This is a genomic window from Mesorhizobium sp. M0227 (assembly GCF_040321855.1).
GTDB lineage: Bacteria > Pseudomonadota > Alphaproteobacteria > Rhizobiales > Rhizobiaceae > Mesorhizobium.
The window spans coordinates 262927-287169 of the sequence record NZ_JAMYSJ010000002.1; the positions used below are offsets into that span (position 1 = coordinate 262927).

The following is a 24243-nucleotide window of genomic DNA, read 5'->3' on the forward strand; positions in this document are numbered from 1 at the left end:
GACGACAAGCGCCTTTGAGCTTAGCCCTTGCGCTCCTGAAGGCGGTTGCCGCCGTCGACCACCAGCAGGGCGCCATTGACATAGCTGGCACCTTCCGAGGCCAGGAACACCACCGCTGCGGCCACCTCATCCGGCCGCCCGGCCCGCGCCGGCGGCGTATGCAGGGCGGCTTGCCGCTCCATCTCGCTCGACGAACCCGTTTCGATCCAGCCGGGCGCCACGGCATTGACTGTTACGCCGCTTTTCGCCACTTCCAGCGCCAGCGTGCGCGTCAGGCCGACCATGCCGGCCTTGGCGGCGGAATAGGCTGATGTGCCTTCGAAGGATACCAGCGGTCCGGTGACGGACGCCACATTGACGATGCGCCCGTAGCCCGCTTCGACCATCGCCGGCAGAAAGGCCTTCGTGACGAGGAATGCGGTCTTCAGGCTGACGTCGATCCCCTGGTCCCAGTCGGCCTCGGTCATGGCGAGAAACGCCTTGTCGACCGAGGGCGATGCCAGCGAGCCCATGCCGGCATTGTTGACCAGGATACCGACCGCCCCGACATCGGCCCGCAGCCGCGCGACATCGGCAGCGATGGTGAGATCGGCGACCACGGCTTTGGCATCGATGCCTTCGCGGCAAAGCTCGGCGGCGCGATCGAGCACGCGCGTACTGGCTCCCGTGAGGAAGACCGCATGGCCGCCACGGCCGAGCTGCCGGGCAATGGCAAAGCCGATCCCGTCGGCCGCACCGGCCCCGGTGATAAGTGCGCGCTTGGTGTTGGTAGAGGAGATGGTCAAATCAGGCTCCGCTGGTTTCCGCTCCCGGTCTTACCACGCGCTTTGGGCAACAGCCCGCGAGGATTTGGCTTTGCAACATTCCACGCCGCTTTGAGTTCTCTGAAAATCCGAAAGTCGAACCGAACGAAGCGTGCAGCTTGGCGATCGCGTGGGCGTGGAGGAAAGGACGTGCCGGAGATCCAGAAAATATCCTTGTCCTCTGGCGGCGAGGTGGCCGTCCGGACGGCCGGCGATGTTTCCAAGCCCGCGCTAGTCCTGTTGCACGGCTTCCCCAATTCCTCTCGGATGTTCAGCGACGTGACCGCCAGGCTCTCCGGCACCGTCTATGTCGTTGCGCCTGACCTTCCGGGCTTCGGCGCATCCGATCTCCCATCCGAGCCATCGTTCGACATGCTGGCCAACGCGATTGAAGAGCTGCTTGCGAGTCTCAACGTGGGCCGCAGGTTACTCTATTTGCATGATTTCGGCGCTCCGGTGGCTTTTCAGCTCGCCATGCGCGCTCCGGAACTTGTCGAAGGCCTCATCATTCAGAATGCCAATGCCCACCGCTCCGGCTTTGGTCCGCAGTGGGCAGCCACATTGGACTTCTGGGCTGCGCCGAATGCCGGCAACGAGGAGGCCGCCACCGCCCATTTGACCCTTGAGGGAACCCGCGACCAGTACGTCGCCGGCCTGCCACCCGAGATCGCGGCGCGGATCGATGCAGAGCGTTGGATTGAGGACTGGCGGGTCATGTGTCTACCGGGACGGCTTGATCTGCAGAAGGCGCTGCTGGCCGACTACGGCCGATATGTCGACCGGTTTGGGGAGGTGGCTGACTATCTGGCGAAGCATCAACCTCGAGCCATGCTTCTTTGGGGTCGCCACGATGTCTTTTTCGACATTGCGGAGGTTCAGTCCTGGCTCATCGACCTTCCTCGGATGGAGGCTCACATCTTCGACGCAGGCCATCTCCTTCTGGAGACGCAGGGGCCCAGGGCTGCAGAGCTGATACGGGAGTTCGTCGATGCGGGCTCGCCCTGAGCCGTATACTTGCGTAGGTCCGGGCAAGTCGCGAAAGCAATGCGACGACGTAAACCGCTGTTGATGTGAGCCTTCACATGGCCCAGGAAATTTCGGGCCGAAGCCGCACGCCTCGCGGCCTTGGGCGAGACAAGACCCATTATCTGAACTTAAAAGCGCGCGCGGCCCACATCAGCCGCATCGCCTGTTCGGCGGCGTTCGCCAGCAGCATGTCGGCGTCACGGATCGCATCTTCGAGGGAACATGGCCGGCGAAGAATGCTAAAGAACGCATCAATGCCAATTTCGTGGGTCGCCTCGGCGCCCAGTCCGACCGTGCCGGCCAAGGCAATCACAGGCAGATTGTAACGTTTCGCGCGCCGTGCAATCTCCGCCGGCACCTTGCCAAAGCCAGTCTGTCCGTCCAGACCGCCCTCGGCCGTCATGACCATGTCGGCATCTGCCAGTCGGCGATCAAGATCAATATACCGCCGGATAAGATCAAAGCGTGGCTGCAGCCGCGCTCCAACAAAGGCGTGAAGCCCGGCGCCAAGTCCACCGGAAGCTCCTCCGCCGACAAGCGGCGCTACGTCGATGCCGAGGTCGCGGCGGACGATATGAGCGAGATTTTCCATGCCCTGATCGAGCAACGCCACCTGGTCAGGGGTTGCACCCTTTTGCGGACCAAATACCCGAGCGACGCCTCTCTCGCCGAGCAGCATATTGTAGGGGTTCACGGCGACGTCGATACGAACATTCGAAAGGCGGCGGTCACGATCGGAAAGATCGACGCGAGCGAGTGACGAAAGCGCCGAGCCGCTCCCCGAAATAGAGTGGCCGTCCCCGTCGAGCAAGCGCACGCCTAGAGCTTGGGCCATCCCCATTCCCGCATCGTTGACGCCCGAGTCACCGCAGCCGATCAGAATCCTTTCGGCGCCAAGATCGAGTGCCACATGAATCAACTCCCCCACCCCATAACTTGTAGTACGGGTCGGGTCGCGCATGTCCGTGGGAACGAGCCGCAGCCCGGCAGCCGCCGCAATCTCCAGAACAGCCGTCCGCTTCTTTCCTCGGCCGAGAAAACCGACGGTCGCCTCCACAGGTTGCCCGACTGGCCCCGTGACGGTGACGGAATGCAACTCACCATGGGACAGCTCAACAAGCGTACGCGTAAAATCCTCGCCTCCATCCACCATCGGAAGGCTAAACACTTTTGCTGTCGGAACCGCATTGCGGACGCCGCGCGCCAATGCATCGATAACATCACGAACGCCGAGGCTCTCCTTAAAACCAGACGGTGCGACCAGCACTCGAAGCCGTTTTCTCTTCTTCGGCTCTTTCTTTTTCGACATGCTATGACCCTCCGGAAACTTGCAGACCGAGCGTGATGAGCAGACCTTGGATCATTGGCCACGCGCCCACCGCGAACACGACGATCAAAAGGAATTGCACCGGCAGCAGGACGGCGCTCAGGAGGGCCAAGTCCCTCGGGCCGTAGCCTTCGTCGTCGAGTCCCCCGAAAAGCGCGACCGGCTTCGCGCAGATCATGAGCGTTTGGCAAAAGCCGGTCGCTGAGACGAGCACAAGCATCGCAAGGAGGGGGTCGAGCCGCGCTGTCGACGCAATCATCAGAACCGGAGGCAGCAGCACCGATACGCGCGCCGTGCGACTGTGAATAAGGAGATGGCTGAAAAGGCCCAGCAAAGCGAGCAACGAGAGGAGGGCCAGCGGCCCCAAGCCGACGACCCGCAGTGGGTTCACCGTCGTCTCGATCAACCATTGATGAAGACCCGACGCCACCAGGCCGTCTGCCAGGCAGATGGTCGCCGCAAGGAACAGGAGCAGCTTCCACTCGGTACTCCTAATGGCATCGTCAAACCTCACCGCGCCGAGCCCCGGAAGCGATGCGGCGAGAGCGCCGCTGAGTGCGATGACGGTGGCATTGAGCCCGTGCAAAGATTCGGTCAGCCACGCGATGACAACGCCCGCGGCGATCCAGAGTATCGGCTGCCGTGCCAACCCGACCCCATCATTGCTTACCGTCGGCAGCAAAAGCGCTGCCCGCCGTTCTGCGGGTGACAGGAAAAGCCGGAGAAGACACTCAACTGAAACAAAGGTGCTCACGGCCGCAAACGGCAGACCGAGGGCGATCCATTCCAGGTAGCTCACCTTCACCCCTGAGAGGCGGTCGACCATTTCGATCGCCAGGAGATGGGCACCGGCCCCCACGGGCGACGCAAAGGCCGAGAGGAGAATAGCAGTGGGAAACAACAGCGCGAATGCCCTTCGCAACCGAGCATTTCCACAGCGCCCCGCAACCGCTTGATAAGCCGGGATCATTAAGGCTGCCCGACCCGACGTTGACGGAATAATGAAGGCTGTGGCGACCATGACCGCCGCCAAAGCATACGCGACCGCGCGAACCGACCGCATGCGCCCTGTCACGAGGCCGAGGATGCGATCCGCGATCCCACTTGCCTTGACGGCGGCCGCAAGGATGAAAGAGGCGAGCAACAGCCAGATCAACTCATCCCCAAGCGCGTGAAACAGCGCCCCGGGATCACGATTGACGAGCAGCGCCATTGCCAGTCCGGCGACGATAGCAACGAAGGTGTCGTCGAACGGCGTCAAGGTCCAGCCTATGATCGCGACAAGCAGGATCTCGAGCGCTCGCCGAGCGTCCGATGGGAGAGCGGGGAGGCCGAATTCGATACTGACAACGACGAGACATGCACCGATTCCGATCAGCGCGGCGCGCCACACCGGCCAGACCGCCGTCATCTTTTTCCCGACAAGGGAGCCGATCTCAGCCTGGAACTCTACTTGTACCAACCGAACCTCTTCGAGCTTGTCGCCGCTCCGGCGATCGGACAGGCGCACGGTCGTCGCACGTCCCAGCGTTCGAATTTAGGGGCTTCTGGTTAGACGGGCGGGAGAGCTCCGGTTAGAATTTGGTGAGAGACGCTAGTCGATCGCCAGCAGGGATCACCCGCATGACTGTTCGAGGTCGCATCCTCCTTTTTCAAATTCTCATCCTCGCCCTCGTCGGGCTGATTTCCGGATTGGCACTCGCCACACTGCACCTGACGGAAGAATTCGTCCGCCGCGTAGACAGCGTCCACGGACGGTTTGAGGCTCTTGCGGAACTCAATGGCCAGGCCAACAACTACACCGAGCAAGTGGCCGAGGTCCTGCTGCTCGGGCCTGAGCAGATGCCGGATTTCGAGGCGGCACGAAGAGAATTGTATTTTGGATTCCATAAGTTGGAAGGCGCAACGCGCGAGGAACTTGGTGCGCTCGGCTTTTGGAGCGACAGAAGCCAGGAGGAGGGCGAACTCGAGTTCGTCGGCCGCATCAAGGCGCTGTTTGAAGCTATCGATCGAGCTGCCCAACGGCTGTTCAGCCAGCGATCAAGAGGCGAGCCGGCAGGCATCGTGGAAAGCTTCCGAAATGATGTAGAGCATCGACTGGAGAGCGATTTCGAAGGAATGATCGAGGCTGCCTTGCACGAGGAGCGCAGCGAAGTTGGAGCGGAACTCGAACGGGTTCGTGGTGCGCAATGGCATCTGCTGCTCATGACCGGCGGCTCCTCCACCTTGCTCATGCTGGGCAGCCTGGGCTTCGGCCTCGTTCTGCGGCGGTCGATCGCCGCACCTGTGCGTGAGCTGAATGAAAGTGCCAAAGCCATCGCCGCGGGTAAGCTTCACCATCGCATCCCCGCAGCCGGGCGCGACGAGTTCGCTTCCTTGTCGCGAAGTTTCAACAGCATGGCCGAGGCACTTGAGATCGAACGTGCCGCTCTGATTTCGGTCCAGGGTCGGCTGGAGGCTGAAGTTCAGCTGCGCACGCGCGAGCTTCGTGAAGCGAATAAACAACTCAGGGCTCTCAACAGCCGGCGAATCCAATTTTTTGCGGAGGCAAGCCATGAGCTACGCACGCCGCTGACGATTCTCCGTGGAGAGGCGGATGTTGCCCTTCGCGGCCAACCGCGTGTTCGACCTTACGGGGAGGCCTTGAACCGAATCCGCAACTACGCCGAGGATATGGCTCGCAACCTGGAGGACCTTCTCGCCGTCGCCCGCTCTGAAGCGGAAGATATGAGCTTCTCGTCGCAAATCATCGATGTCGGCGAGGTTGTGAAGGCGGCCGTTCAGGAAGCGTCCGTACTCGCTACCCCCAAGCAAATATCCGTTGATCTCTCACTTAACGCAGACCATAGCCTCATTCGAGGGGACGCCCAGCGCCTCAAGCAGGCGCTGCTGATCGGCTTCGACAACGCCATAAAGTATTCAAAACCACACCAGACGATCTCGGTTGAGATGACCGGGCGCGACGGCGCGCTTGAGATTGTCGTCCGCGATAGCGGTTCAGGCATCGGTGCCAGTGATCTTCCGTTCGTGTTTGACCGCTATTATCGCGGACATGCTGGCGAGAGATCTGTTGCCGATGGGCTCGGTGTTGGCCTTGCGATCGCCAAGAAGATCATAGACAGGCATGACGGCACGATCGGCCTTGAACGGATTGAGCCTTCGGGAACCCTCCTCAGAATTAAACTCCCGCTGGTACAACACACCGATGATTCGAATCCTGATCGTTGAAGACGACCGGCGTGTTTCCGATTTCCTCCGCCGAGGGCTGGAGGCAGAAGGCTTTCACGTGAGTGTCGCGGAGGACGGTCGAGAGGGATTGGCCGCCATTCGCACGGATCCGTTCGATCTGGTGATCCTGGACCGCCTGCTCCCCTACCTGGATGGTCTTGAACTGTGCCGGATCGTTCGATCAGAGCAGTGGCCGGTTCTCATCCTGATGCTGACGGCCAAAGAGACAATCCAGGATCGCGTGGATGGGCTCAAGGGGGGTGCCGACGATTACCTGACCAAACCGTTTGCCTTTGATGAACTGGTGGCCAGGATTGATGCCCTGCGCCGACGCCGTCCGGGAACAGGGGAGGAGCAGTCGCTTCGAATCGGCGGCCTCAACCTCGACACGAGCGCTCGCCGTCTAACGGATGGCGACCGGGAAATCCGCCTCACCCGACGTGAATTCGACCTTCTGCACTTCCTGATGCTTAATGCGGGAAAAGTGGTTAGCCGCCAGCGCATCCTCAACAATGTCTGGTCATACAGCTCCGAACCCGGGACTAAGATCGTGGAGGTGTACATTCGCTATCTCCGGGCCAAGCTGGGACCAAGTGCGTCAGCCGGCATTCAGACTGTCCGCGGGGTCGGCTACATGCTGGTTGAGCGGAAGGCATAGAAGCGGAGCCAAATTCCTGGCGACCAACTTGTCTGCTGGCTGCGACATGTTTCAAAGGAATCGTTCATCCAAATCGGCTGAATTTCGGAATTAAGCCAGTGCCGCAGCCGGCTGAGGCAAAATGCCAAAGATTTCAATTGGATGGAATGGCGCGCCCGAAGAGATTCGAACTCCTGACCCCCAGATTCGTAGTCTGGTGCTCTATCCAGCTGAGCTACGGGCGCGCAACAGGCCATGCTTTCCATGACCCCGCAATCCGATCGTAAACGACCGGTCGCGACGAGACGTGTTCCCTAGCGACTGAATTTCCGAAAAGCAAGTCGATCCGGCAAAAGTTTTGTCACAAGTGCCTTTGTTGACGATGACGGCCCGGATCCCGGCGCTTGAAATGGCTCCGGAGTTGAGCCCGAACTCAATCCTTGAAGGGAAGAGCGCCGATCCCTGAGAAAAGGAGCGCCGGACCCGGAGGCACGAGCATCGGAGCAAAACGCGCCCGAAACATCATGCCGGGCGGCGCAGGCCGTTGCGGGCCTGGTCGAGCCGGACCGGCTGGTCGGGAATGGTGACCGCGAATGTGGTGCGTCCGCCGATGCTCTCGACCAGCTCCACCGTGCCGCCATGGGCGCGGATCAATTCATGCGCGATCGCCAGGCCAAGGCCGGTGCCGCCGCTGCGGGCCGAGCCGCGGAACGCCGCGAACAGGTTTTCCCGCGCCTTCGGCGGCAGGCCGGGGCCGGTGTCGCTGACGGCAATGCGGCTGACGCTGCCCAGGCGCACGGCCGACACCGCCAGGCGGCGCACCAGGGCGTTTTCGCTGTCGGCCGCCATCGCCTGCACGGAATTCCGGCACAGATTGGTCAGCACCCTGAACAACTGGTCGGAATCGGCATCGACCTCGAAGGTCGGCTCGACCGAATTGACGAACTCGATGCCTTGCTCGATGTCGAGCAAGCCTTGCACGTCCTCGACCAGCTGCCGGAGCCGGAGCCGGCGCCGCGCGGGCGGCGGCTCCTGCGTGCGGCCGTAGTGAAGCACGCCTTCGGAATAAGACACGGCGCGGTCGAGTGCGCGCAGCAGTTTCGGCGCGAAGGCCTGCACGGTCGGATCCTTGACCTGGCGCAGGCGGTCCGACATCAGCTGCGCCGAGGCCAGGATGTTGCGCATGTCATGGTTGATCTTGGAGACCGCGAGGCCGAGGTCGGCAAGATGCTTCTGCTCGGAGAGCATTTTTTGCAGCCGCTCCTGCATCTGCGACAGCTCGCGCTCGGCAACGCCGATCTCGTCGGCGCGGGCAGCCGGATGGATGATCCGTCCGGGATCGTCGGGCGCTTCGGAGAAGGACAGCATCGAGCGCGTCATGGTCCGGATCGGCCCGATCATGATCAGGTCGATGGCGGCGTAGACCAGCATGGCGGTGAACAGCGAGATCAGCAGCGAGACGAAGGCGACGTTGCGCGAATAGCGCAGCATCGCATTGCGCAGGCTGTTGTCCGGCATGATCAGCTCGAACTCCTTGTCGGACTCGCCGACCGGGCCGAAGACGCGCAGCATCCGGTCGCCGCCGAAAAACAGCGTGTCGAGCGCGCCGGTCATGCCCTTGATCATGCCGATCGAAGCGATATCGATGTGTTCGTCGACCTTCGGCGGCATTTCGGCCACCACCAGCAGCCGCGAGACGCCGCCGTCGCGCACCGCGATCGCCTTGGCGCCGATCGCCATCAGCACGTCGTTCTGGGCCGTGCGCGACAGCGAGGTGGATTCGCCTTGCACCAGCACGATCGACACCGCCGCCGCCGTGCTCAGCCGCTCCTTCAGCCAGTTCAGCCGGTAGCTGGCGATCCAGGGCAGGAAGATCAGCACTTCGGCCAACAGCACGAAGACGATGGTCAGCAGCAGCAGCTTGGTCGACAGGCCGCGCGACAGCGGAACCGTGCGCACGGTGGCTGGCGCCTCGGTGGACCCCGCCGTGCCGATCCCTTCCTGTGCCTGTATGGTTTCGCTCATGCGGCTAATGTCTTCACGATCACTTGATCAACGCAGATTAGGCGATTACGGCTTTCTTGCCAATTTCATCCTTGGTCGCAAACATAAACCGGCCTGAACGGAGCCGGATTGCGCCCGACGACTCCGGATTGACTTCCAAAAGCCTTCTTTCTATAAGCCCGCACACGCTCGGGCCATTCGTCCCGGCGCGGTTTCGATCGCGCCAAAGCCGGCCCGGCAAAGCTCCTGTTACACAGTGACAGAATCAAGAAGGGCCGCACCCCGCGGTATTAAAACAAATGAAGCGTACCTACCAACCGTCTAAACTCGTCCGCAAACGTCGGCACGGCTTCCGTGCCCGCATGGCCACCAAGGGTGGTCGCGGCGTCGTCGCAGCTCGCCGCAACCGCGGTCGCAAGCGGCTCAGCGCCTGAACGGAAGACGAGATCGTTGCCCGCATCCGGCAAGCCAGTGGGACCAAATCCCAAGCGGCTTCTGAAGCGCGCGGAATTCCTGGCCGTCCGTCGTGGTGAAAAGCGACGCGGGCGGCTTTTTCTCGTTGAGGTTCTCGACCGCGGCGACGGCCTGTCGCCGCGCGTCGGCTACACCGTCACCAAGAAGGTCGGCAATGCGGTTGTCCGCAACCGTGTCCGGCGGCGGCTGCGAGAAGCCGTCCGCACGCATGCTGCAAGTGACATGGCGCCTGGCAATGACTATGTCATCGTCGGGCGCGAAGACGTGCTTACCACTCCGTTCGGCCAGTTGAAGGCCGAACTCTCCCGCCGACTGCGCGGAACACGATAGGCCAAGGGCTTTCGATGGAAAACAACCGGAACTTCTTCATCACCATCGCGCTGTCGGTGCTGATCCTGGCGGTATGGCAATATTTTTACGTGTTGCCGCGCAGCGAAGCGCAGCGCGAGGCAGCCCGCGTCGAACAGCAGCGCGTCGAGGAGCAGAAGAAGGCCGCCGGCACAAATCCCGGTACCGACACCGGAACGCCCGTCGCCCCTGGCGCCATTCCCAACGCACCGGGAACAGACGCCGTCACGCCGGCCGGCCGCGAACAGGCACTCGCCACGACCACCCGCGCCAGGATCGACACGCCGAGCCTCGAGGGTTCAATCAACCTGACCGGCGCCCGTCTCGACGACCTCAAGCTCAAGCACTACACTGAGACGGTCGACAAGAACTCGCCCGAGATCAGCCTGCTCAACCCGGCGGCACTGCCCAATGGCTACTATGCCGAGATCGGCTTCGTCGGCAACGACAAGACCGGCGCGGTGCCTGGTCCCGAGACTGTGTGGGCCGTCGACGGCAATGCGACGCTGACGCCGACCACCCCGGTCACGCTGACCTATTCGAACGACAAGGGCCTGACCTTCAAGCGCACCTTTTCCGTCGACACCAACTACATGTTCACGGTGTCCGATACGGTGCAGAATGCGGGCACGGCCGCTGTCTCGCTGTCCAATTACGGCCGCGTCACCCGCTTCGACAAGCCGCTCGTTGCCAGCACCTATGTGCTGCATGAGGGCCTGATCGGCTTCACCGGCACCGAAGGCCTGCAGGAGCACAAATACGCGTCCATCGAGAAGGACAAGCAGTTCACGCCGGGCAAGTCGACCGACGGGTGGCTCGGCATCACCGACAAATACTGGGCGGTGACGCTGGTGCCGACGGAGAAGCAGCCGTTCCAGCCGCGCTACGCCTATTTCGAGGACGGCCGCCATCGCTACCAGTCCGACTTCCTCACCGACCCGATCACCGTCGATGCCGGCCAGTCGGCGACGGTGGAGAGCGAAATCTTCGCCGGCGCCAAGGAAGTCGGCAAGATCAACGCCTATGCGGAAGACCGTCATATCAAGCGGTTCGATCTCCTGATCGACTGGGGCTGGTTCCACTTCATCACCAAGCCGATGTTCTGGCTGATCGACACGCTCTACAAATTCTTCGGCAATTTCGGCCTGGCCATCCTCGCCACCACCGTCATCGTCAAGGCCATCTTCTATCCGCTCGCCAACAAGTCCTACGCGTCGATGGCGAACATGAAGAAGGTGCAGCCGAAAATGCTCGAGATCCGCGAGAAATACGCGGACGATAAGATGAAGCAGCAGCAGGCGATGATGGAGCTGTACAAGACCGAGAAGATCAACCCGCTTGCCGGCTGCTGGCCGGTGGCGCTGCAGATCCCGGTCTTCTTCTCGCTCTACAAGGTGCTCTACATCACCATCGAGATGCGGCACGCGCCGTTCTTCGGCTGGATCCAGGATCTGGCCGCACCCGACCCGACGTCGCTGTTCAACCTGTTCGGCCTGATCCCGGTCACCCTGCCGCACATGCTGATGATCGGCGTCTGGCCGCTGATCATGGGCGTCACCATGTTCCTGCAGATGCGCATGAACCCGACGCCGCCGGACCCGACGCAGGCGGCGATCTTCACCTGGATGCCTGTCATCTTCACCTTCATGATGGCGGGTTTCCCGGCCGGCCTGGTCATCTACTGGGCCTGGAACAACACGCTGTCGATCCTCCAGCAGGGCATCATCATGAAGCGCCAGGGCGCCAAGATCGAGCTGTGGGACAATCTGGTCGCGCTGTTCCGAAAGAAACCATCGCCGGCCGAATAGAAGCGCAGCGCTTTCTCCAGCCTCAAAGCCCCGCTCGCGCGGGGCTTTTTCCGTTTAAGCAACTCCGGGATCACGTTCCCGTGATCGGCGAAACTTGCGCCTCGCCGGGGGCGTGACTGCCTGTGCGTTTCCAAAGGCTATCAATTCCGATCAGCCCTCACCCGGAGGAAGACCACATGCGCTTGCCGTCATTCAGGACCATCGCCCTTTCCGCGCTCATCGCCGGCGTGGCGATTGCCGCGCCCGCCTACGCCAAAAACCCGAATGTCGGCGGCGCACCGATGTACACCACCAAGAACATCGTCGAGAACGCCGTCAATTCGAAGGACCACACGACGCTGGTCGCCGCCGTCAAGGCCGCCGGCCTGGTCGACACGCTGCAGGGCGCTGGCCCGTTCACAGTCTTTGCCCCGACCAATGCAGCGTTTGCGAAATTGCCCAAGGGCACCGTCGACACGCTGCTGAAGCCGGAGAACAAGGGCAAGCTCACCAAGGTGCTGACCGCGCATGTCGTGGCCGGCAAGATTTCGGGCGCCGAAATGATGAAGAAGGCCAGGGCGATGGGCGGCAAGTACGAGATGAAAACCGTCTCCGGTGACACGCTGACCGCCGAAGTCAAGAAGGGCAAGCTCTACATCATGGATGAGTCAGGCGGCGAGGCGCGGGTGACGATCGCCGACGTCAACCAGTCGAACGGCGTCATCCATGTCGTCAACAAGGTGCTGTTGCCGAAGTAACGGCTTTCGGCAAAGGGGATCAAGGCAGGTTCGTTGGGGCTTTCTCGGCCTGCCGTCCCGCCTCATGACGAGGTGCCATGTTTCCTGGAAGTCGTATCGGCATCGGCCGGGGTCCTGTAGTCCCTCACAGGACCCCGGTTTCTTTTTGACTGTTACTTGTCCAGCCAGATGAGCCTCGACCGTCATCACTCCATCACGGCGCTGTGGTCGATCTTGGCCGGAGTCGCCGGCTTGCGCAGCAACAGAACCAGCGGAATGGCGGCAAGCGACAGGATCATCATCAGCTTGAAGTCGTTCATGTAGCTGATGATGGTCGCCTGCAGCGTCACCACGCCGTCGAGCGCCGCCCTGCCGGCGGCGCTGTAAGGGTTCATCGCCTGGAAGATCGCCGGATTGCTGAACGCCTGATTGTAGGGCGTCACATAGGTGGCGATGTTGGCGTGGTTGATCTGCACGTTCTGCGTTAACAGCGCGGTGACCACCGATATGCCGACGCTGGAGCCGATGTTTCGCGACAGATTGTAAAGGCCTGTGCCTTCCGCGCGCCGCTCCGGCGCCAGCGTGGCGAAGGTGATGGTGGTCAGCGGCACGAACAGGAAGCCGAGGCCCGCTCCCTGGATGAAGCCGGTGCTGATGATCGTCCACTGCGACACATCAGGGGTCCAGCCGGTCATGTCGTACATCGCCCAGGCGGTGACCAGCAGGCCGGTCAGCAGCAGCCAGCGCGTGTCCACCTTGCCGATCAGCCTGCCGACCAGGAACATGCAAGCCATGGTCCCAAGCCCGCGCGGCCCCATGACGATGCCGGCCGTCACCACCGGATAGCCCATCAGCGTCTGCAGATAGGGCGTCATCAGGGCCAGCGAGGCCAGATAGGTAATGCCGATGATGAAGATGAAGACCATGCCGACGGCGAAATTCCTGTCGAGGAACAGCCGGGGGTTCACGAAGGTGTTTTTCGCGGTGAAGGTGTGGACGAGGAAGATGTAGAAGGCCGACGCGCAGATCAGTGCCTCGACGATGATTTCGGACGACGAGAACCAGTTGAGCTGCTCGCCGCGATCGAGAAACATCTGCAGCGATGCGATGGTGACGCTGAGCATGCCGAAGCCCAGCCAGTCCAGCCTCGCCTTGAGGTCCGTCTTGGTTTCCTGGACGAACATCGACACGCCGGCGAAGGCCAGGGCGCCGATCGGGACGTTGATGTAGAACACCCAGCGCCAGCTGACATTCTCGGTCAGCCAGCCGCCGATGACCGGCCCGAGCACCGGCCCGACCATCACCGAAACGCCGAACAGCGCCATCGCCGAGCCGCGCTCCTCGACGCTGTAGATGTCGAGCAGGATGCTCTGCGCCAGCGGCACCAGGGCGGCACCGAACAGGCCTTGCAGCAGGCGGAAGCCGACGATCTGCGGCAGCGACTGCGCGAAGCCGCACAGCACCGACGCGACGACGAAGCCGGTGATGGATATCAGCAGGATGCGCTTGCGGCCGAAACGATTGGCAAGGTAGCCTGAAGGCGGAGTCATGACGGCGGCCGCCACGATGTAGGACGTCAGCACCCAGTTTATCTGGTCGGCGCTCGCCGAAACGCTGCCCTGGATATAGGGCAGCGCCACATTGGCGATGGTCGTGTCCAGCGCCTGCATGATCACGGCCAGGATCACGCAGGCGGTGATGGCGCCGCGATTGGCGACCACGCCACCTGTCGCGGACGCGCCGGTCATGACTTTTGTCCGAACCGGCCGAGGAGGTCCGTCACGAAGTCCGGCAGGCCGCGCGCATGGCCGGTATCGATGCCGACCACGACGCTCATCCCGCCACGCAACGGCGGCTTGCCCTGGAGATCGTCCAACGTCACGCGCATCGGAATGCGTTGTACGACCTTGACCCAGTTGCCCGTGGTGTTCTGCGCCGGAAGCAAGGAGAAGCTCGACGACGACGCCGGGCTGATCGAGGCGACCGTACCGTGCCAGACGGCACCCGGGTAGCTGTCGACGCTGATCGTCGCGGTCTGTCCCGGCCGCACATAGGTCAGTTCGGTTTCCTTCGGCTCCGCCGCGATCCACAAATCGGTTGCCGAAATCAGGCTGAACGCCGGCTGCGAAGCCGGCAGGTACTTGCCGACCTGAAGCGCGTCAACATTGGTGACGATGCCGTCGAACGGCGCCTTGACGACGGAATCGGCGAGATTGCGCTGGGCGTCGTCCACGGCGGACTGGGCCTGAAGATAGAACGGGTTCTTCTCGACAGGCTGGCTGGCGTCGCCGCCAAGCTGGGCAAGCGTCGCCTGTGCCTGCGCCTCGGCGACGGACACTTTCTGGCGAGCGGCAACGAGGTCGTGCTGGGCGCTGTCGAAGGTCGCCTTGGAGGAGGTGGAGGTCTTGAGCAGATCCTGCTGGCGCTGGAAAGCCGCCTCGTAATAAGGGATGTCGGCCTGCGCCTGCTCGATCAGCGCCTGCGATTGCTGGTAGCTCGCCTGCAGGGTCAGCACCTGGTTGCGCACCGTGCCGAGCTGCGCCTGGGCGGCGGCAAGAGCGGTTTCGAAAGAGGCCGGCCGCAGCCGGAAAAGCACCTGGTCCTTCTTCACCGCCTCGTTCTCGTGCACGTCGATCTCGAGCACGGTGCCGGAGACATCGGTGGACACGCCGAGCGATTGCGCCTGGATGTAGGCATTGTCCGTTGTCATGACCTGGCCGCCGATGACGTAGTAGTAGCCGCCGACGACCAGGGCGACCGGAAGCAGGGCAAACAGGATCGGCCGCGTCAGGCTGCGCCTGGGCTTGACCGTCGCTGGAGGCGCCACCGCAACCCCGGCCTGGCGTGGCTCCTTGGACGGAGCCTCGAGCGCCGCCGGCTCCAGGGCGACCGGTGCTTCGAGCTCGTCATTGTCGATGAGGGTGCCGGCTCGCCTTTGCTCGCGTTCGCTGTCCAGTCGGATGACCTGATCGCGCGCCCGGTCGGCGGCGGATCCATCTTCTTCGACAGGCTTCTTTGGTGAGGTTGATTCAGCCATGTGTTTTCTCCCGGTCGGCGGCAGGCTGGGCGCAAGCCGCGAGCAGATTGGATTTGATGAGGGATAGGGTTTGCAGCAGATGCAGTTGCGCATCCGCGGAAAGGCCGACGAAGGCCTCGTCACGCGTCTTCTGCCCATTGCTGCGCATGATTTCGATAAGCGGATGGGCTTGCGGCTTCAGGTAAAGCAGCCATGCCAGGCGGTCGGCGGGATTGGGCCGGCGCTCGATGAAGCTGCGTGCCTCCATCCTGTCGAGCAGCCGGGCGAGCGTGATCGGCGTGATCTCGATAAGATCGGCCAGTTTGCTCTGGTGGATGCCTTCATGCAGGCAGAGATAGGCCAGCACCTGCCACTGGGCGCGGGTCAGCCCCGATGCCCGCGACCTCTGCTCGAACCGCTTTCGAAGCAGGCGCGCGACATCGTGCAGCACGAAGCTGATGTTGGGTGACGATGGCATGGGAGGCACTGGAGTTTTTCGGCGCGACTTTTAGTGAGCATGCTTATTATCATCATGCACATAATCCCGCTGGACGCGGTGCGCAAGACGGACTAAGCCCGCCTGGAAAAAATGACGCATGGGCTGCGACGCCACAAAAAGGCTCCGGTAGCAGGCTGTTGCCGCGCAGGGATGAGACGATGAAGTGGCTGAAGATATTGACCGTATCGGCCATCGCGGGATGGCCGGGCATTGCGTTCGCAAAGGACGCCGTCAGCTGCGGTGGCGCCGCCATGCTGGGTGGCGCGCAATTGAACTGCAGCCACGTCGAACCCCAGGCGCCGCCTCAGTTTTGCACCTATAGCTGGGCTCTCCACATACCGGCCGGCGACCAGAAAATCGTCGAAGGCAGCTTCATGCTGCCGCCCGGCGCGGCGAACGTCACCGTCTATCAGGGCAGCGGTTTCGACAGCGCGCTGTCCGATCCGATCGTGATCTGCCGCGGCAGCAAATGAGCAAGACCGTCAAGGAAAGCTCGCTCGTCGCCCGATTGGTGCTATAGGGCGGATCACGCTATTTTGAACGGGCGCATTCGAGTTTCGGATGCGCCTGGCGGCCATTTCTCTGACGGATTTCGACATGGACGGACCCAACCCAGACATCAAGCACCCGATCCCGATGCATACCCGCGTCGGCTTCCTCAAGGGGCTGGTGAACGCGCCGAACATCGAGGTCGGCGACTTCACCTATTATGACGAGCCCGACGGTCCGGACAAATTCGCCGAAAAATGCGTCCTGCACCATTATCCGTTCATTGGCGACAAGCTGATCATCGGCAGGTTCTGCGCCATCGCCGAGGGCGCGCGCTTCATCATGAACGGCGCCAACCACGCTATGTCCGGCTTTTCGACCTATCCGTTCAATATTTTCGGCCATGGCTGGGAAAAGGGTTTTGACCCGGCGACCTGGTCTAGGGAAGTGCGCGGCGACACCATTGTCGGCAGCGACGTCTGGATCGGCATGGAGGCGGTGATCTTGCCCGGGGTGGAAATCGGCCACGGCGCCATCGTTGCCGCGAAATCGGTGGTGACACATGACGTGCCGCCCTATGCGATCGTCGCCGGCAACGCGGCCAAGGTGGTAAAGATGCGTTTCGACGACCGGACAATCAGGCGGCTGCTGGCGGTGGCGTGGTGGGACTGGCCGGTGGACAAGGTCAGCCGCAACCTCGATGCTATCCGGGGTGCCAATATTTCTCTTCTGGAGGCAGCAGCTTGAACGCTCTGAACAGCAGCACAATCGGCACCGAACTGTTTACGCGAGGATGGATCTTCATTCGCGGCGTTCCGGCCATGAAGTTCCTGCCGCCGGAAGGGCCGCCGGAAATCGCCTTTGCCGGCCGCTCGAATGTCGGCAAGTCGTCGCTGATCAACGCACTTGTCAACCAGAAGGGGCTGGCGCGCACTTCCAACACGCCGGGGCGCACGCAGGAACTCAACTATTTCGTGCCGGACGGATTTTCGGGTGAGGGCGCCGACCTGCCGCCCTTGGCGCTGGTCGACATGCCCGGCTATGGCTACGCCACCGCGCCGAAGGAGAAAGTCGACGAGTGGACCAAGCTGGTCTTCGACTATCTCAAGGGCCGCGTCACGCTGAAGCGTGTCTATGTGCTGATCGACGCCCGCCACGGCATCAAGGCCAAGGACGATGAAGTGCTGTCGCTGCTCGACAAGGCGGCGGTGTCCTACCAGATCGTCCTGACCAAGACCGACAAGATCAAGACTGCCGGCGTGCCGCGGCTGATCGAGGAGACGCTGGCAAAGATCAAGAAGCGGCCGGCGGCGTTTCCGTTCGTGCTGGCGACGTCTTCGGAAAAAGGCGAGGGCCTTCAGGAATTGCAGGCCGCCATCGTGCTTGCCGCCAATGGCGGCTAAGCTATGTCGATATTCAGGTGATGCCGGCCTGCAAACGATGGCTTTCTGCGCTTCCGGTGCTCACGGACCCGAATGTCCGCTCCGCTCCGGTTCTCGAAAGCCACCGTTTTCGGCTCGGCCTGACCTGAATCTCAACACACCTTAGAGCCTTTCACGTTTTGACGGAAGCGTATCCGGCGTTTTCGAAGTAGTTCTTGCATTCGGCTGCCTCGATTGTTTCGACGAGGTGGCCGATGTGGCGCCACGTATCCTCGACGGTTCGTTTCTGAGCCTGGCGCATCCAGTGTTTGATCTTGGCGAAGGCCTGCTCGATCGGATTGAGGTCTGGAGAGTAGGGCGGCAGATACCAAAGCCTGGCGCCGGCAGCCTTGATCATCTGCCTGATGGCTGCCGACTTATGACTTCCCAGATTATCCATGACGACGATGTCGCCAGGCTTCAGAACGGTGACGAGCTGCTGCTCGACATAGGCACGGAAGCATTGGCCGTTGATCGGGCCGTCGAAGACGCAAGGAGCCGCGAGCCGATCCCAGCGCAGCGCGCCAAGGAAGGTCAACGTGCGCCAGTGGCCGTGCGGAGCCAGGCCGCGCAGCCGTTTGCCCTTCGGCCCCCAACCTCGCAGCGGAGCCATGTTGGTCTTGATCCAGGTCTCATCGATGAAGACCAGGCGCTGCGGATCGAGGCCGGTCTGCCAGGATCGCCATCGCTGGCGCCTGCGGGCGATATCAGCGCGCGCCTGCTCAAGGGCGAACAGCGTTTTTTTTGAAGCTCAGGCCCTCGCGGCGCAGGAACAGCCACACCGCATTGTGCGAGACTTTGACCCCGCGCCCGGCCAACTCATCCTTCAGACCGTACAGCGTCAGATGCGGCGTCTCACGTATACGCGCCTCGATGAAGGCACGGTGCGGCTCCAGCACTCTCTTGCGGTGTCCACCCATCTTGCCCGGTGCCACCGAGCCGGTCGTCTCATGGCGCTGCAACAGCTTTACCGCGGCCGAAACCGAAATGCCGAACCGTTTGGCGGCAGACCGGCGGCTTTCACCACTCAAAACCGCCGCCACAACCCGCTCGCGAAGGTCATTGGAAAGAGGTCGGGTCATCAGATGCTGGCCTCCACTCCAGCCAGCATCTTGAATCACAAAACAGACAAATCGGGAATCCCCTTCGATTCCATCAAGCCGTGAACCGCTCTAGAACTGGGTTAAGGCTTGGCCTCGATAGCAATCGTCTGATGGCCTTCTTCCGCCACAAGCCTTTCGGTGCCGTATGCCCTGAGGAACATGCTGACGCCTGACCTGACGATGTGATCGATCTCGTCCTGGGTCGGGGCTTTCGTGCGGTAGGCGAAGATGCACTGGCGGAACAGACCGGCCAGGCACAGTTCGGTGAACTGATAGGCGGCAAGATCGACATCGTCGATGCGCAGCAGGTCGCGCTCGATGGCGGCATTGAGAAAGGCCGCGACCTTGTCGTGGCCACGCTTGGGGCCGCGCTCGTAAAAACGCGCGCCCATATCGGGTATCCGGTCTGATGCCCCGATCACCGTGCGCTGCGCCTGGATGACCTTGGCCGACGTGATCTTGAGGGCCAGCACCTTGCCGAACTTCACCAGCGTCTCGCGCAGGTTGTCGGCGTTGTCCAGCACGTCATACATGTTCTTGAAGATGGTGCCGCGCTCTTCCTCGATCAGCGCCTCGAACAACTCTTCCTTGTTGGCGAAGTAGACGTAGATCGTACCCTTGGAGACACCGGCCTCGCGGGTGATGTCGTTCATCGAGGCGGCTTCGAAGCCCTTGTCGATGAAGACACGACGGGCGCCGTCGATGATCTGGCTGCGCTTGACCGGATCCTGCCCCGCGGCCGGGCGGCCACGGCGCAAGCTTTCCAACAGGTCGTCGCACGACTCGTTTTCGACATTGGACGGGGTCTCGGCCATGAAAGTCACACCTCGAAAATAATTCGAACCAAGCGGTTCGATTGCCCTTGATATGGTCCTCTTTACGCGCTATGTCAACGGCCGGATCGAACCGAACGGTTCAGTATCATATTATAACTTTAGAGAGATGTCATGTCCTCGAACGCGCCGACCACAGCCGAAGTCCGTCCCTTCCCCAACGCCAAGGTTGCGCCGGCGACGGAAGCGCCGGATATGCCTGTCCAGCCCGTCTCGTCGCCGCCGGCAGAGGCCCCGGTCAAGAAGAAGCGCTCGGTGCGTTCCTTTCTGCTGCCGATCATCGGCGTTGCCTTGCTGAGCGCCGGCGCCTGGTACGGTTACGATTACTGGACAACGGGCCGCTTCATGATCTCGACGGACGACGCCTATGTCCAGGCGGACATGGCGTTCATCTCGCCCAAGATTTCCGGCTATGTCGATCAGGTCAAGGTCAGCGAGAACCAGCTGGTCAAGGCCGGCGATCCGCTGCTCGTCGTCGATGACGGCGATTACAAGATTGCCGTCGCCCAGGCCGAGGCGCAGATCGCCACCTTGAGCAAGACGCTCGACCGTATTGACGCCCAGACCGACGCAGCCCGCGCCTCGCTGCAGCAGGCCCAGGCGCAGAAGGTCGCCGATCAGGCCGCCGCCGACAATGCAGCCAAGGTCGCGGCGCGCGCCTCGCAGCTGCTCAAGACGCATGTCGGCACGCAGGCGCAGCTGGACGACGCCCAGACGGCGGTCCAGCAGGCCGATGCCGCCCTTGTCGGCGCCGACGCACAGATCGCCGCCGCGCAGGCCAATATCGGCGTGCTGCAGGCGCAACGCGCGGAATCGGCGAGCACGCTGGCGTCCCTGCAGCTCAGCCATGACAAGGCGGTGCGCGATCTTTCCTTCACCGTGCTCAAGGCGCCTTATGACGGCATCGTCGGCAACCGCTCTGTCGAACAGGGCGACCTTGTCAGCCCCGGCCAGAAGCTCGCCGTCATCGTGCCGATGGACAAGCTCTACATCGTCGCCAACTTCAAGGAGACGCAGCTTGCCCGGCTGGTGCCCGGCGAGAAGGTCAAGATCTCGGTCGATGCGACCGACGGCCAGGACTTCGAGGGAACCGTCTCGTCGCTGGCGCCGGCTTCGGGTGCCGTGTTCTCGCTGCTGCCGCCCGAAAACGCCACCGGCAACTTCACCAAGGTCGTGCAGCGCGTTCCGGTCCGCATCGATGTGCCCGCCGATGCGCTGAAGAGCGGCAAGCTGCGCGCCGGCCTGAGCGTCGTCGTCGCCGTCGACAGCCGTACCGCCCCATCTGGTTCGGCATCAGCGGCAGCGTCGAACTGAGCGGCCGCCGGGGAGCAATGCCATGGCAACCGCAACCCTGACAGCAGGAGCGCCGCCGGCGAGGCCGGCTGTGCCTGACACCATTTCGACGCGGCGCGTCATCGCCTTCCTGGCGATGGTGTTCGGCATGTTCATGGCCATCCTCGACATCCAGATTGTCTCCGCCTCTCTGTCGGAAATCCAGGCCGGCCTGAGCGCCAGCTCCGACGAAATCCCGTGGGTGCAGACCGCCTATCTGATCGCCGAAGTGGTGATGATCCCGCTGTCGGGCTTCCTCAGCCGGATGCTGTCGACGCGCGTGCTGTTCACGATCTCGGCGGCGGGCTTCACCGCGGCCAGTGCGCTGGCGGCGACCGCCACCAACATCGACCAGATGATTGTCTACCGCGCCGTCCAGGGATTCATCGGCGGCGGCATGATCCCGAGCGTCTTCGCCGCTGCCTTCACCATCTTCCCGCCCTCGCGCCGCGCCTTCGTCTCGCCGATGATCGGCCTGGTGGCGACGTTGGCGCCGACCATCGGCCCGACTGTCGGCGGCTACATCAGCCATGCCATGTCCTGGCACTGGCTGTTCCTGGTCAATGTCGTGCCCGGCATCCTGGTCACAGCGGCGGCCTGGACGCTGATCGACTTCGACAAACCCAACCTCAAGCTGTTCAGCAAGTTCGACTGGTGGGGCCTCGCCGGCATGGCGGCTCTCCTGGGCTGCATGGAATATGTGCTCGAGGAGGGTCCCAACAATGACTGGATGCAGGATCAGGGCGTCTTCATCTGCGCCATTGTCATGACCATCGGCGCGGTGCTGTTCTTCTGGCGGGCGTTCACCGCCGAGGAGCCGATCGTCGACCTGAAGGCCTTCACCAACATCAACTTCGCCTTCGGCTCGCTGTTCTCCTTCGTCATAGGCATCGGCCTTTACGGCCTGACCTATCTCTACCCGGTGTATCTCGGGCGCATCCGTGGCTACGATTCGATGATGATCGGCGAGGCGCTGTTCGTCAGCGGCCTGGCCATGTTCTTCACCGCGCCGATCTCGGGCATCCTGTCGAATAAGATGGACCCGCGGCTGATGATGATGATCGGCTTCTTCGGCTTCGCCACCGGCACCTGGTGGATGACGCATCTGACCGCCGACTGGGATTTCTATGAGCTGCTCATCCCGCAAATCCTGCGCGGCTGTTCGATGATGCTGTGCATGGTGCCGATCAACAACATCGCGCTCGGCACCTTGCCGCCCGAGCGGCTGAAGAACGCTTCAGGCCTGTTCAACCTCACCCGCAACCTTGGCGGTGCGGTTGGCCTCGCCCTGATCAATACCGTGCTGATCGACCGCAATGCCTTCCACTACGCAAGGCTCTCCGAACATGTGCAATGGGGCAGTGAAGCCGCGCAGACCAAGCTGCAGAACATGACGCTCAATTTCGAGCAAACCCCCGGCCTCGACGCGACAAGTGCCGCGATCTCCAAGCTGTCTGGCATGGTCCAGCAGCAGGCGGCGCTGCTGTCCTTCATGGATGTGTTCTTCATGCTGACGGTGCTGTTTGCGACGCTTGGCATGTTCACCATGCTGATCCGCAAGCCGGCCGCGGCGGGCGGAGGTGGCGGCGGCGGCCACTGACGTGGGCAGCTGTTTCGGGAAGCTCCTCCAGTCCACGCCTGAAAAAGCTCTGACCGCGCAAAAAACTCCGGGCCCGCAAGCCCGGAGTTTTTCATATCCAGTTGGAATTTGTCAGGCTGTGGCGGGCTTGAAGGTCAGCGCGACGCCGTTGATGCAGTGGCGCAGCCCGGTCGGCGCCGGACCGTCGTCGAAGACATGGCCGAGATGGCCGCCGCAGCGGCGGCAATGCGCCTCGGTGCGCGTCATGCCGAGCGAGCGGTCCACGGTCGTGCCGATAGCCTTGGGGATCTCTTGCCAGAAGCTCGGCCAGCCGGTGCCGGAATCGAATTTCGTCTCCGACGAATAGAGCGGCAGGTCGCAGCCGGCACAGGCGAAGATGCCCTTGCGGTGTTCGTTGAGCAGCGGGCTGGTGCCGGGATACTCCGTGCCTTCCTTGCGCAGCACGTTGAAGGCGGCAGGCGACAGGATGGCTTTCCACTCGGCGTCGGTCTTGGTGACTTCGAATTTTTCGGCGGCCTGTGCTGCCTGCGGATCGCCCATGCGCAGCATCGTTGCCGCGATCCCGACGACGCCGATGGCGGCGGCACCGCTCAAAAGAAAGTCGCGACGGTTCATGACCAGTTCCTCCTGATGTCCTTTTGCCAAACTATACCGTCGCGCGGAAATCAAAAGCCGGTGACGGAAGCCCCTCGAACGAACACTCCGCGCCCGCCCACATCCGAATGTGGGAGGCGCGGAGTGCGCGGGTCAATTGCGGAGCACAGAGCGGGATCGTGCAATCGACGGAGGGCCCTTGCTGCCAGTTCGCCGGCAGCAAGCCCCTTGTTACATCTTCGGCAAAAGAACCTTGTCGATGACGTGGATGACGCCATTGGACTGTTCGACATCGGCGATCGTCACATTGGCGACATTGCCGTTCTCGTCTGTGACGGTGACCTTGCCGCCGTCAGCCTTGAGCGACAGCTCGCAGCCGCCGGCCGTCTTGACCTTGTGGGTGCCGCCGTCAGCCTTGGCCATCGAGGCCACGTCCGCCCCCATCGCCTTGGCACCGATGACATGGCAGGTCAGGATCTTGGTGAGCTTGTCCTTGTTTTCAGGCTTGAGCAGCGTCTCGACCGTCCCGGCCGGAAGGGCTGCGAAGGCCTCGTTGGTCGGAGCGAACACGGTGAACGGACCGGCGCCCTGTAGCGTCTCGACAAGGCCGGCGGCCTTCACGGCGGCGACCAGCGTGGTGTGGTCCTTCGAGTTCACGGCGTTCTCGACGATGTTCTTGTCGGCAAACATCGCGGCGCCGCCAACCATCGGGTTTTCGGCATAGGCGGCGGTGGCAAGGGCCGAAACGGCGATCGTACCGGCGAGCAAAAGGGTGACGTATCTACGCATGATGTCGAACTCCTCGGGTTTTTCTCTTCCCATTTTTGGGGACGCGAGGAGATACGGGACAAAATCGCCCGAGTTTCAGAAATATCGTGATTTTTTATTTTATCTAACGCGCCCGGCGGATTTCCCAAGCAATCGGTCGCGGCCGACATGCTGTCTATGGGCATGTTCAGTGAGGGATAGACTTATGATAGTCTTT

General features: G+C 62.3%; 23 protein-coding genes and 1 tRNA gene. 12 read left to right on the top strand and 12 right to left on the bottom strand.

Annotation, left to right across the window (positions count from 1 at the left end; translation table 11 throughout):
* Positions 1-20: 20 nt before the first annotated feature.
* Complete coding sequence (locus tag NKJ00_RS04825; protein WP_352611493.1) at positions 21-785, bottom strand: SDR family NAD(P)-dependent oxidoreductase; 765 nt, start codon at positions 783-785, stop codon at positions 21-23.
* A gap of 168 nt (positions 786-953) precedes the next feature.
* Here NKJ00_RS04825 and NKJ00_RS04830 point away from each other — a divergent pair, with 168 nt between their 5' ends.
* Positions 954-1808 carry an alpha/beta fold hydrolase gene (locus NKJ00_RS04830; RefSeq protein WP_352611492.1) on the top strand — a complete coding sequence of 285 codons (855 nt, stop codon included), beginning with the start codon at positions 954-956 and terminating at the stop codon, positions 1806-1808.
* A gap of 139 nt (positions 1809-1947) precedes the next feature.
* Here NKJ00_RS04830 and NKJ00_RS04835 read toward each other — a convergent pair whose 3' ends face one another.
* Both NKJ00_RS04835 and NKJ00_RS04840 read right to left on the bottom strand, forming a co-directional pair.
* Positions 1948-3138: a glycerate kinase family protein gene (locus NKJ00_RS04835; RefSeq protein WP_352440615.1), complete on the bottom strand. Its 1191-nt coding sequence runs from the start codon at positions 3136-3138 to the stop codon at positions 1948-1950.
* Between the two features lies 1 nt (position 3139).
* Entirely contained in the window at positions 3140-4666 is a 1527-nt protein-coding gene (locus tag NKJ00_RS04840; RefSeq protein ID WP_352628986.1) for an SLC13 family permease, read from the bottom strand.
* 113 nt (positions 4667-4779) lie between these two features.
* On the opposite strand from NKJ00_RS04840, the gene NKJ00_RS04845 reads away from it, so the two are divergent.
* Positions 4780-6384 (top strand): sensor histidine kinase, encoded by a 1605-nt coding sequence (locus tag NKJ00_RS04845; protein ID WP_352611490.1) that lies wholly within the window; start codon positions 4780-4782, stop codon positions 6382-6384.
* On the top strand, positions 6362-7042 hold the full coding sequence (locus NKJ00_RS04850) for a response regulator transcription factor (protein WP_352440593.1): 681 nt from the start codon (positions 6362-6364) through the stop codon (positions 7040-7042). Before NKJ00_RS04845 ends, NKJ00_RS04850 begins: the two co-directional genes overlap by 23 nt.
* A 147-nt stretch (positions 7043-7189) precedes the next feature.
* Here the strand turns inward: NKJ00_RS04850 and NKJ00_RS04855 are convergent.
* Both NKJ00_RS04855 and NKJ00_RS04860 read right to left on the bottom strand, forming a co-directional pair.
* Positions 7190-7266 (bottom strand) — tRNA-Arg (locus tag NKJ00_RS04855).
* A 277-nt stretch (positions 7267-7543) separates the two neighbouring features.
* Positions 7544-9046, bottom strand: coding sequence for an ATP-binding protein (locus tag NKJ00_RS04860; protein WP_352440594.1), 1503 nt, complete (start codon positions 9044-9046; stop codon positions 7544-7546).
* Positions 9047-9324: 278 nt separating this feature from the next.
* Here NKJ00_RS04860 and rpmH point away from each other — a divergent pair, with 278 nt between their 5' ends.
* The 4 genes from rpmH to NKJ00_RS04880 all read left to right on the top strand — a co-directional run bounded on the left by rpmH (position 9325) and on the right by NKJ00_RS04880 (position 12392).
* Positions 9325-9459 carry a 50S ribosomal protein L34 gene (gene rpmH, locus NKJ00_RS04865; RefSeq protein ID WP_008833937.1) on the top strand — a complete coding sequence of 45 codons (135 nt, stop codon included), beginning with the start codon at positions 9325-9327 and terminating at the stop codon, positions 9457-9459.
* Between the two features lie 16 nt (positions 9460-9475).
* Positions 9476-9829 (top strand): ribonuclease P protein component, encoded by a 354-nt coding sequence (rnpA, locus tag NKJ00_RS04870; RefSeq protein ID WP_013528505.1) that lies wholly within the window; start codon positions 9476-9478, stop codon positions 9827-9829.
* Positions 9830-9843: 14 nt separating this feature from the next.
* Positions 9844-11655 (top strand): membrane protein insertase YidC, encoded by a 1812-nt coding sequence (yidC, locus tag NKJ00_RS04875; protein ID WP_352440595.1) that lies wholly within the window; start codon positions 9844-9846, stop codon positions 11653-11655.
* Between the two features lie 176 nt (positions 11656-11831).
* Positions 11832-12392 (top strand): fasciclin domain-containing protein, encoded by a 561-nt coding sequence (locus tag NKJ00_RS04880; RefSeq protein ID WP_352628988.1) that lies wholly within the window; start codon positions 11832-11834, stop codon positions 12390-12392.
* Positions 12393-12577: 185 nt separating this feature from the next.
* Here NKJ00_RS04880 and NKJ00_RS04885 read toward each other — a convergent pair whose 3' ends face one another.
* The 3 genes from NKJ00_RS04885 to NKJ00_RS04895 are packed head-to-tail and all read right to left on the bottom strand — an operon-like array spanning position 12578 to position 15865.
* Entirely contained in the window at positions 12578-14119 is a 1542-nt protein-coding gene (locus tag NKJ00_RS04885; RefSeq protein WP_352628990.1) for a DHA2 family efflux MFS transporter permease subunit, read from the bottom strand.
* Positions 14116-15408 carry an HlyD family secretion protein gene (locus tag NKJ00_RS04890; RefSeq protein WP_352628992.1) on the bottom strand — a complete coding sequence of 431 codons (1293 nt, stop codon included), beginning with the start codon at positions 15406-15408 and terminating at the stop codon, positions 14116-14118. Before NKJ00_RS04890 ends, NKJ00_RS04885 begins: the two co-directional genes overlap by 4 nt.
* Positions 15401-15865, bottom strand: coding sequence for a MarR family winged helix-turn-helix transcriptional regulator (locus NKJ00_RS04895; RefSeq protein ID WP_352628994.1), 465 nt, complete (start codon positions 15863-15865; stop codon positions 15401-15403). Before NKJ00_RS04895 ends, NKJ00_RS04890 begins: the two co-directional genes overlap by 8 nt.
* 179 nt (positions 15866-16044) lie before the next feature.
* Between NKJ00_RS04895 and NKJ00_RS04900 the strand changes: the two genes are divergently transcribed.
* From NKJ00_RS04900 to yihA, 3 genes are all read left to right on the top strand, one after another.
* Positions 16045-16359 carry a hypothetical protein gene (locus tag NKJ00_RS04900; protein ID WP_352628996.1) on the top strand — a complete coding sequence of 105 codons (315 nt, stop codon included), beginning with the start codon at positions 16045-16047 and terminating at the stop codon, positions 16357-16359.
* A gap of 124 nt (positions 16360-16483) precedes the next feature.
* Positions 16484-17122: a CatB-related O-acetyltransferase gene (locus tag NKJ00_RS04905; protein ID WP_352628998.1), complete on the top strand. Its 639-nt coding sequence runs from the start codon at positions 16484-16486 to the stop codon at positions 17120-17122.
* On the top strand, positions 17119-17778 hold the full coding sequence (gene yihA / locus NKJ00_RS04910) for a ribosome biogenesis GTP-binding protein YihA/YsxC (RefSeq protein WP_127294604.1): 660 nt from the start codon (positions 17119-17121) through the stop codon (positions 17776-17778). The genes NKJ00_RS04905 and yihA overlap by 4 nt, the downstream gene beginning before the upstream one ends.
* A 151-nt stretch (positions 17779-17929) precedes the next feature.
* On the opposite strand, the gene NKJ00_RS04915 is transcribed toward yihA, so the two are convergent.
* Together NKJ00_RS04915 and NKJ00_RS04920 are read right to left on the bottom strand one after the other, a co-directional pair.
* A protein-coding gene (locus NKJ00_RS04915; protein ID WP_352629000.1) for an IS630 family transposase occupies positions 17930-18878 on the bottom strand; the annotation gives its coding sequence in 2 pieces (ribosomal slippage) (positions 17930-18541 and positions 18543-18878; 948 coding nt in all).
* A gap of 101 nt (positions 18879-18979) precedes the next feature.
* Complete coding sequence (locus tag NKJ00_RS04920; RefSeq protein ID WP_352629002.1) at positions 18980-19714, bottom strand: TetR/AcrR family transcriptional regulator; 735 nt, start codon at positions 19712-19714, stop codon at positions 18980-18982.
* A 132-nt stretch (positions 19715-19846) separates the two neighbouring features.
* Here NKJ00_RS04920 and NKJ00_RS04925 point away from each other — a divergent pair, with 132 nt between their 5' ends.
* Positions 19847-21046 carry an HlyD family secretion protein gene (locus NKJ00_RS04925; RefSeq protein ID WP_352629004.1) on the top strand — a complete coding sequence of 400 codons (1200 nt, stop codon included), beginning with the start codon at positions 19847-19849 and terminating at the stop codon, positions 21044-21046.
* A 22-nt stretch (positions 21047-21068) separates the two neighbouring features.
* Positions 21069-22664 carry a DHA2 family efflux MFS transporter permease subunit gene (locus NKJ00_RS04930; RefSeq protein ID WP_023810781.1) on the top strand — a complete coding sequence of 532 codons (1596 nt, stop codon included), beginning with the start codon at positions 21069-21071 and terminating at the stop codon, positions 22662-22664.
* 111 nt (positions 22665-22775) lie between these two features.
* Here NKJ00_RS04930 and msrB read toward each other — a convergent pair whose 3' ends face one another.
* Both msrB and NKJ00_RS04940 read right to left on the bottom strand, forming a co-directional pair.
* Entirely contained in the window at positions 22776-23279 is a 504-nt protein-coding gene (msrB, locus tag NKJ00_RS04935) for a peptide-methionine (R)-S-oxide reductase MsrB (RefSeq protein WP_352553164.1), read from the bottom strand.
* Positions 23280-23489: 210 nt separating this feature from the next.
* Positions 23490-24047 (bottom strand): fasciclin domain-containing protein, encoded by a 558-nt coding sequence (locus NKJ00_RS04940; protein WP_352440603.1) that lies wholly within the window; start codon positions 24045-24047, stop codon positions 23490-23492.
* Between the last annotated feature and the right edge of the window lie 196 nt (positions 24048-24243).